This window comes from Thermococcus sp., assembly GCF_027066465.1.
Classification (GTDB): domain Archaea; phylum Methanobacteriota_B; class Thermococci; order Thermococcales; family Thermococcaceae; genus Thermococcus.
On record NZ_JAMONU010000133.1, the window covers coordinates 1 to 8,525 of the forward strand.

The 8,525-nt window shown below is 54.8% G+C and carries 9 protein-coding genes and 1 pseudogene; 6 read left to right on the forward strand and 4 right to left on the reverse strand.

Annotated elements, in window-relative coordinates:
• The 4 genes from MVK46_RS06150 to MVK46_RS06165 form a co-directional block, all read right to left on the reverse strand.
• On the reverse strand, positions 1–644 hold a 644-nt coding region (locus MVK46_RS06150; RefSeq protein WP_297535759.1), incomplete at its 3' end, for an acylphosphatase.
• Between the two features lie 218 nt (positions 645–862).
• The gene (gene hypD / locus MVK46_RS06155) at positions 863–1,972 is read right to left on the reverse strand and encodes a hydrogenase formation protein HypD (RefSeq protein ID WP_297535760.1); all 1,110 of its coding nucleotides are present in this window, start codon (positions 1,970–1,972) and stop codon (positions 863–865) included.
• A 1-nt stretch (position 1,973) separates the two neighbouring features.
• Positions 1,974–2,234 (reverse strand): HypC/HybG/HupF family hydrogenase formation chaperone, encoded by a 261-nt coding sequence (locus MVK46_RS06160; protein WP_297535761.1) that lies wholly within the window; start codon positions 2,232–2,234, stop codon positions 1,974–1,976.
• Positions 2,235–2,278: 44 nt separating this feature from the next.
• Positions 2,279–2,533 carry a HypC/HybG/HupF family hydrogenase formation chaperone gene (locus MVK46_RS06165; RefSeq protein ID WP_297535762.1) on the reverse strand — a complete coding sequence of 85 codons (255 nt, stop codon included), beginning with the start codon at positions 2,531–2,533 and terminating at the stop codon, positions 2,279–2,281.
• 69 nt (positions 2,534–2,602) lie between these two features.
• Here MVK46_RS06165 and MVK46_RS06170 point away from each other — a divergent pair, with 69 nt between their 5' ends.
• The 6 genes and pseudogenes from MVK46_RS06170 to MVK46_RS06195 form a co-directional block, all read left to right on the forward strand.
• Positions 2,603–2,986: a DUF302 domain-containing protein gene (locus tag MVK46_RS06170; RefSeq protein WP_297535763.1), complete on the forward strand. Its 384-nt coding sequence runs from the start codon at positions 2,603–2,605 to the stop codon at positions 2,984–2,986.
• Between the two features lie 113 nt (positions 2,987–3,099).
• Positions 3,100–3,693 (forward strand): TetR/AcrR family transcriptional regulator, encoded by a 594-nt coding sequence (locus tag MVK46_RS06175; RefSeq protein WP_297535764.1) that lies wholly within the window; start codon positions 3,100–3,102, stop codon positions 3,691–3,693.
• 108 nt (positions 3,694–3,801) lie between these two features.
• Positions 3,802–5,859, forward strand: coding sequence for a molybdopterin-dependent oxidoreductase (locus tag MVK46_RS06180; RefSeq protein ID WP_297535765.1), 2,058 nt, complete (start codon positions 3,802–3,804; stop codon positions 5,857–5,859).
• 10 nt (positions 5,860–5,869) lie between these two features.
• Positions 5,870–6,367 carry a 4Fe-4S dicluster domain-containing protein gene (locus MVK46_RS06185; protein ID WP_297535766.1) on the forward strand — a complete coding sequence of 166 codons (498 nt, stop codon included), beginning with the start codon at positions 5,870–5,872 and terminating at the stop codon, positions 6,365–6,367.
• A 45-nt stretch (positions 6,368–6,412) separates the two neighbouring features.
• Complete coding sequence (locus MVK46_RS06190; protein ID WP_297535767.1) at positions 6,413–7,861, forward strand: proton-conducting transporter membrane subunit; 1,449 nt, start codon at positions 6,413–6,415, stop codon at positions 7,859–7,861.
• Positions 7,862–7,865: 4 nt separating this feature from the next.
• Positions 7,866–8,525, forward strand: a pseudogene (locus MVK46_RS06195) (hydrogenase); the annotation flags it as partial.

Genomic DNA, 8,525 nt, shown 5'->3' on the forward strand with positions numbered 1-8,525 from the left:
ATGTAGCCCTTATCAATCAGCTCCGCCGCCTTCCTCAGCGGGTCACCCGTGATTTCCTCCCCGTCGCTCGTGTAGAGCCTGTAACTCGGCCCGCAGACGGGACAGCAGACGGGTTCAGCATGGTAGCGCCGGTTGAGCGGGTCTCTGTACTCGCTCTCGCAGAAGTCGCACATTGGGAATTCCTTCATCGTCGTGTTCTCGCGGTCGTAGGGTAAGTCCTCGATGATTGTGAACCTCGGGCCGCAGTTGGTGCAGACGATGAATGGGTACATGTAGCGCTTGTTCGTCGGGTCGAAAAGTTCCCTCAGGCAGTCCTCGCAGATGGCTATGTCGGGCGGGATTATCGAGTCGCCGCCGCTTCCGCCCTTTGAACTCTTCTCGATGTAGAAGCGGTCGAACCCTTGGGGCGGGATTTCCTTCTTCTCAATCTTGTCAATCCTCGCGAGCGGGGGCTTCTTGCGGTAGACGTCCTCTATGAATGCCTCTATATCCTCTTCACGGCCCTCGACGACTATCTCGACTCCCGCATCGCCGAGGTTCTTGACGTAGCCCCTCAGGTTGTGCTCGTGCGCTATGCGGTAAATGAAAGGTCTGAAGCCGACGGCCTGAACGATGCCCTGGACGTGAATACGGTAAGCCTTCATGCCCACCCACCGCTTTTTCTCGGTATTTGGAGCCTTTATAGGTTTCCAAAACCAAAAGTTGAAAACGAGAGTGGAGTTTTGAACCTTTGGTGTCATAGGGGGTTAGTTTAGGGCTACACCTCGCAGATAACCCCTGCCTCTATCTCCTCGATGACCTGTTCCACGTTTTCACGTGGAAAGAGCCCGAAATACTCCCTTGGGGCTTTCATGACCCTCACCTAAAACAGCGCCCCGTACTTGTAGAATATCGAGCACGTTCCCTCGTAGGACACCATGCACGGCCCTATCGGGTGCCTCGGCGTGCAGGTCTTTCCGAAGTGCGGGCACTGCGGCGGTAAAGCCAGTCCCCTGAGGATTGCCCCGCAGAGACAGCCCTTCTCAAGGTCGGGGAGCTTCGGGACTTCGGGGTTGTAGTAGGTCCTTATCTCAAGCTCCTTCCACTCCTTCCTCAGTTCGAGCCCGCTCTTGGGCATGACTCCGAGGGCGCGCCACTTGGCGTCTTTGACTTCGAAGAACTCCTCTATGAGCTTCTGGGCAACGACGTTGCCCTCGTATTTAACGGAGCGGGTGTACTCGTTGATTATCTTCGCCTCGCCGGCCTTCACCATTCTGACGAGGTAGAGTATCGCTAGGAGCATATCAACAGGCTCGAAACCCGCGACAACCTGCGGGACGCCGTACTTCTCTGTTATCGGCTCCCACCCCTTGACGCCTATTATGACAGAGACGTGGCCGGGGTCAATGAGCCCGTGGAAGCGCGTTCCCTGCTTTATAAGGACCTCAACCGCCGGTGGCGTGAGCCTGTGAACCGAGTAAATCTTGAAGTTCTCAAGCTCTTCTTGAGCAACAACGTTGAGCATTCCGGCCGTTGGGGCTGTGGTCGTCTCGAAGCCCGGTGAGAAGTGAACCACCGTTCTGTTCGGGTTCTCCTTGGCTATGCGGTAGGTGTCGTAGATTGAGTAAACGACCCTGACATCGTAGCCCTCGCTCTTCAAATCGGCGAAGCTTCCCCTCGGCGTTGGAATCTTGTACATGTCGCCGAAGGTCGTCATGATTATTCTGTCGCCTTCCTCGTAGGCCTGGCGCATTATCTCCATCATCTTGACGATGTCCTCGACCGGCGTAATGCAGACCGGACAGCCCGGTCCGCTGAGTATCTTGACGTTCTCCGGGAGAAGCGAGCGGATTCCGGTTCTCGTCACGGTGTCCTCATGGGTTCCGCAGACGTGCATGAAGCGGACCTCGTCGAGTCCCTTCGCCTCCTCGTGGATTTTCTTCACTATCTTCTGAGCGAGCTCCCTGTCCCTGAATTTATCCAGCGCCCCCATTTCAATCACCCGGGTAGTAGTAGCCGCCTATCGCGTCCTTTTCGAGCTTGAAGACCTCATCCCAGGCGTTGAGTATTTCCTTCGCGGTTTCTTCATCGACTTTCTCGATTATGAAGCCGGTGTGAATCAGCACGTATTCACCGGGCTTGACGTCGGGCATCAAATCAATCCTGGCCTCTCTCTTGACGCCTCCGAAGTCCACCCACGCGGTTCCTCTCTCTCTGTCAACCTCCAAAACCTTCGCAACGGTCGCCAGACACATGAGCTTCACCTACCTCGGGTTGTCCTGTCCGTTATTTAGCCTTTCTAAAACCTCCGGTTTGAAACCGTGAAGGTCAGCTCAAGCTTCCTTGAGCGGTGGTAGGAGCACCTCGCGAGGGTCTCCTCGGCCTCGCTCCTGCTGACCTTCTCAAGAACTATGCCGTAGTAAATCTTCACGTAGTCCCCGGGCTTCACGTCCTTTACGAAGTCCAGCCTCGCCTCCTTGAGCTGGCCGTCCACGTCAACTATCGCCCTCCCGTTCCTTACCTCGAGGACCCTCCCCGCGAGCATCAGTGACATGGTTATCAACCAAAGGTGTTAGAAAACGATTTATAGACCTTTTCCTGACCAGTCAGTCAGGTGATACAGATGGAGGAGATTATGACACAAATGATTAAGGCTGTGAGGAGCAGGTATTCCTACGAAGAAACGATAGAGAGGATTAAGGAGAAGACCAAAGAGCTTGGCTGGAACGTCATCGGGGAGCATGACCTGACCGAGAAGGTCGGCGTTAAGCTGACCATAATCGAGGTCTGCAACAAGGACTTTGCCAAAAAGGCCCTTGAGAAGCCCGAGAACCGCTGGATTTCCGCCTTTATGCCGTGTCATTTCGCCGTTGTTGAGAACCCCGACGGCGTTTACGTTTACGGCATGAACATGGGACTCTTCGCCAAGATGGTCCCTCCCGAGCTTGCCGAAGTGCTCTCCGGTGTCTCAAAAGTTGACGAAGAAATCCTCAGTTCGATTCTTTAACCTTATCCCCTTTTCCACACCCCTTCTCTTTCGACATTTGGCGGAAAGTTTAAATTCCCCTATGCACAAATTTGACCCGGCTGAACATGACTGGGTAGTCAGAAGTGGTGGGTATGGCCTCGAAGTCTCCCGGGAAAACTAGGGAAAAGCTTGTTTCGGCTGCTATGGAGCTGTTTGCAAAGAAAGGTTTCGATAAAACTACCGTAGATGAAATAGTGGCCAAAGCGGGGGTTGCAAAGGGAACGTTCTACCTCTACTTCAAGAGCAAGGACGACCTGATAAAGGAGCTTGCCTTTGAGGTAATGCCCATAATGGCCATGCCCTCCCTCAACGACCCCTACATAACGGTTTCCTTTCCGACGCTTGAGAGCTACCTCCTTCAGCTTGGAAGGGAGTTTCTGGATTTTTACTCCGAGAACTACCGCGCTGAGATTTTCTTTCATATGCTCTCAGTCCGCGAAAGAATGAGGAGCATAGACGAAATCTACTACCAGGCTTGCTCGGAGCTTCTCAGGGAAGGGGCGAGGCGGATAATAGCGTACGTTAAGGTCGGTTTTGAGGATGCCCTCGTGGCTTTTCAGGTGTTCCTCGGCTCGTTGATGCACTACCTCCACGCCAAGGAGTGCCTAGGGTTTTCGAGCGAACACTACCTTAGAAAGGTTGTCTCCGTTGTTTTGAACCACCTCCGTTTGTCTGCAAGTGTTTAACGTTTTCTTTTGTGTTAATAATGTTTGTTTTCCATCCGTTAGAAAACTATTTAAGGTTTTGTCGTTCAGTCTAAATGACTGGTCAGTCATTAAAAGGTGGTGGGCAAAATGGCAGAGAAACTCGTGCCAGTTGTATGCCCCTGGTGTTCCGTGGGCTGTCGCTTTTACGCGGTCAGCGTTAACGGCTACATCAGGAAGATAGAGTTCGACTACGAGCACCCGACCGTAAACAGAGGAAAGCTCTGTCCCAAGGGAGTTGCATCCTATCAGTTCATCAACAGCCCCAACAGGCTCAAGAAGCCCCTCAAGCGCGTTGGCGAGAAGGGCGAGGGGAAGTTCGAGGAGATAACATGGGAGGAAGCCTACAGAATAATCGCCGAGAGAATTAAGGAAATCAAAGAAACCTACGGTCCAGAGGCAATAGCCTTCCTCGCCAGCGAGAAAATAACACTGGAGGAGAACTACCTCGTTCACAAGCTGTCAAAGGCCATAGGAACCAACCATCTCGACTTCCCCGGCAGGTACTGCCAGTACTCCAACAGCCCGGCCAGAACTGCGATTTTTGGAAGCGCCGCTGCAACTAACCCCTTCGAGGACGTTGCCAAGGCCGAGCTGATAGTCATCTGGGGCCACAACCCGGCGGAGACGGCACCCGTCTTCTTCGGCCAGTACATCGAGAAGGCAGTCCTCGACAACGGTGCCGAGATGGTCGTTATAGACCCGAGGGGAACAAGGGGACACAAGTACGCTTCGCTCCACCTCAAGCCCTACCCTGGAACAGACCTCGCTATAGCTTTGGCAATGCTCAACGTCGTTATCAGTGAGGAACTCTACGACAAGGAGTTCGTTCAGGAGAGAACGACGGGTTTTGAGGAGCTTAAGGAGGCCGTCAAGGACTACACTCCGGAGTGGGCCGAGAAGATAAGCGGCGTCCCCGCGGAGGACATAAGGAAAGTCGCTAGGCTCATAGCGACCAAGAGGACTGCGCTCTTTGTCAACGAGGGAATGAACCAGCACGTCAACGGTTTTGAGACGGCTTTGGCGATAGCGGACCTCATAGCTATCACCGGTAACATCGGTAAAGAAGGTGTTTGGAGCGGTGTCTTCCCGGGAGCGCAGTGTGGATTCTGCGCTGCCATGACGGGCATTGCTCCCAACAAGCTCCCGACCGGAAAGCTCGTTACCGATGAAGAGGCAAGGGCTGAGCTCGAGAGGCTCTGGGGCTTCAAGGTGCCGGAGTGGGTTGGCCTCGACCTCACGGGCATGATACGCGAAATGGGCAACAAGATCAGGATGATGTACATAGTTGGCGGCAACATAGCGAAGTCCGCCCCCAACAGCGCCTGGGTCAGGGAGCAGCTCAAGAAGCTCGACTTCTTGGTTGTGCAGGACATATTCCTCACCGAGACTGCCAAGTACGCCGACATAGTTCTCCCGGCCGCGGCCTGGTTTGAGAAGACAGGAACTGCAATAAGCGCCGAGAGAAGGGTCCAGAGAACTTACATGGCCGCCAATCCGCCCGGAGAGGCCAAGCCCGACTGGCTCATCCTCGTTGAGCTGGCCAAGGAGCTCGGTCTCGGGGAGTACTTCAAGTACGAGCACCCGGACGAGATTCTCAGGGAGATAAACAGCGTCATCCCAGTCTTCAAGGGGGCGACGCCGGAATACCTCGCGGAGCACCCTGAGGGATGCTTCTTCCCGTGCACCGAGCCCGGCGAGGGAACGAAGGTTCTCTTCAAGAACGGCTTCAAGACGGCCGATGGAAAGGCTCACCTCCAGCCGGTGAAGTGGCGCGAGCCGCCCGAGATGCCCGACGACGAGTATCCGCTCTGGCTCACCAACTTCAGGTTCGTTGGTCAGTGGCACACGGGAACGATGACCTTTGAGAGCCCGAGCCTCCAGAAGCGCTGGCCTGAAGAGTACGTCATGATTAACCCGAAGGACGCCGAAAGATACGGCATAAAGAGCGGGGACCTTGTCAAGGTCGAGACAAGACGCGGAAGCGTTTTGGCAAGGGCTGAGGTTACGGAGCACGTCAGAGAAGGCGTTATAGCGATGCCGAACCACTGGGACATCAACTTCCTGACCCTCGAGGTCACCCACGAGAAGACCAAGATGGCCGAGCTGAAGGCCGTCGCGGCCAGGGTTAAGAAGGTGGAGGAGTGAGGTGGTTGGAATGAGCAAGAAGATTTTCCTCGACTATAAGCGCTGTATCGGCTGTAAGGCCTGTGAAGTGGCCTGTGAAATGACGCACGGCGAGGCAAGGATAAGGGTTTTCGAGTTCCCCGACCTCTTCACCGTTCCCTTCAACTGCCGCCACTGTGAGAAGGCTCCCTGTCTCAACGTCTGTCCAACCGGGGCGCTCTTCAGGGACGAGGACGGAGCGGTTGCCTTCGACCCGCTCAAGTGTATCGGCTGTCTCATGTGTGCCGTTGCCTGTCCGTTCGGCATTCCAAAGCTCGACGAGGAGAACAAGATTATGGACAAGTGCGACCTCTGTGCCGACAGGAGGGCGGAGGGCCTTCTCCCGGCGTGTGTTTCGGCCTGCCCAACTGAGGCCCTTAAGTTCGGTGAGATAAACGAGGTCCTCTGGAACAGGGAAGGGAAGATAGTGGCCAACCTGAAGAGCTCGGCCGAGAAAGGGGAGGGTGAGAAGGCCTACATCGTCCTCTGACATTATTTTTTTGCGAAGAAAACCAAGGGTTAAAAACGAGAGGTGATGGGAGTGTACTACGTTCCGTTCCTGATTTCAATGTTCCTCCCCTTCGTGTTGCTCGCGGTTTGGAAGAGCGAAGGCAGGGGTGCAGGGGTCTTTGCGGCAGTGATTTTCGGCGTCTCCCTGGCGTTCAACGCATGGGGAGCATACCAGTATCTTACGAGCGACTTGGGGAAGACGCTTCACGTTGCCTACTTAACCTACGGAAACGCCGGGGAAATATTTGGAGTCATCGTCGATGAGGTCTCGGTCCTAATGGGCCTCGTGACGATGATAGTGGCCTTCCTCGTGAGCCTGTACGCCATCGACTACATGAGTGAGAAGCACTCCGCGAACCCCCTCAAGGAAGGTAAGGGGAAGTTCTTCGCCCTTCTTGGAGTTCTCGTTGCTTCCACGATGGTCTTCATCTACGGAACCAACCTCGTTCAGTTCATAGTGTTCCTCGAGATAATTGCCCTAGCCCTCGATGACCTAATCAACACATATGGAAACGCCTCGCTCGACTCCCTCAAGGCATACCTCGTCCTGAACCTGGCGGTAGTCCTGATGATAATATCCTTCTTCGTGCTCGGAAGCGGACAGGCTCTCTACAAGCTTGGCTCGGTGAGCGAATCCGCCAAACACACGGCCTTCGTTCTCATAGCCTTTGCGGCCTTCGCAATGAGTTCACAGTTCTTCTTCTATTCATGGCTCCCGAAGTCCACAAAGGGCCCAGTTCCGGTCTCGGCGCTAATCCACAGCGTTTCAGTCGTTTCACTCGGAATACTCCTCATGCTCAGGTTCATACAGTTCGGCGGAAAGTACGAGGACCTGTTCTACATACTGGCAGTCTTCTCAGTCCTCATGGTTGTTCTGATGATGTTCTACTACCCGATTCAGAGCGACCTCAAGACCCTCATAGCCTACTCGACGATAGGGCAGGCGGCCATCGGCTTCATGACCCTGGCTTACGCCGCCTACGGTAGCTCCATAGGACTTCAGGTTGCCACCTACCAGGTCATCAACCACGCCTTCGTGAAGGCTTTGGCGTTCCTCACGGCTGGAGCGATGGGATACTCCCTCGGAACAACCAACATGGCGAAGATAAAGGGCTTCGCAAAGAGCCTGCCCGCTGTAAGCGTCAGCTGGTTCCTGGCGATGTTCGGTCTGGCGGGTGTCCTGCCCCTGGGAATGTTCTTCAGCAAGGCCTATGAAACCATGACGAACGCCCACGCTCCCGGTGTGTTCTCATGGCTCCTGCCGTTGCTGATACTCTTCGAGGCGGCGATACTCCTCGTCGTCGTGATGGTGTGGTTCAGGAGGATATTCTTCGGCCCAGAGATTTCACCGCAGCCAGCGGTTAGCCCGACCAAGCTCATGTACTTCGCAATGCTCGTGCTGATAATAGCCGGAACCGTTTCGCCGTGGATAACTTTGAGCGTCGTCAGCAAAATAGGATTCATAGCGGGGTGATATCATGCTGCCGTTGGAATACGCGATAATTGCCTTTATCATTGGAGCCTTTGCGGGCATCCTTAGGGATTATAGGGCCACAACCAAGGCCTCAAGCTTCATGGCCTTCCTCGGGGCGCTGGCGCTGCTCTACCAGGTTTACTACGTCTACACCAACGGCCCGGTCAGCGGCAGTGTCTTCGGCCTTCCCGTTCACATAGACGGACTCTCCGCGATATTCCTGTTCATAGTGGGCATAGTGAGCCTTGGCTCGGCAATATTCGCAATAGGCTACATGGACCACCATGAGAAGAGGGGCAAGGGCTGGGTCTATGCGGTAGCCTACAACACTTTCATAGGCTCGATGGCCCTCGTCGTTACGGTCAGCAACCTCGAGTGGTTCGTGTTCTCCTGGGAGCTCATGACCCTCAGCTCGTTCGTGCTGATATTCTGGAAGGAGGAGAAGAAGGACCTCGACGCGAGCTTCAAGTACTACATAACCATGCACTTCTTCGACACCATCCCGCTGTTCCTGCTCCTCGGCCTTGCGAGCGTCCTGACGGGTAGCATTCACAACCTCAGCTATTCGGCTATTCAGCAGGCCCTCGCAACGGCCTCACCCCTTCAGAAGGGACTGTTCTACGGCCTGTTCCTCGTCGTGTTCATGACCAAAGCCGGTATAGTC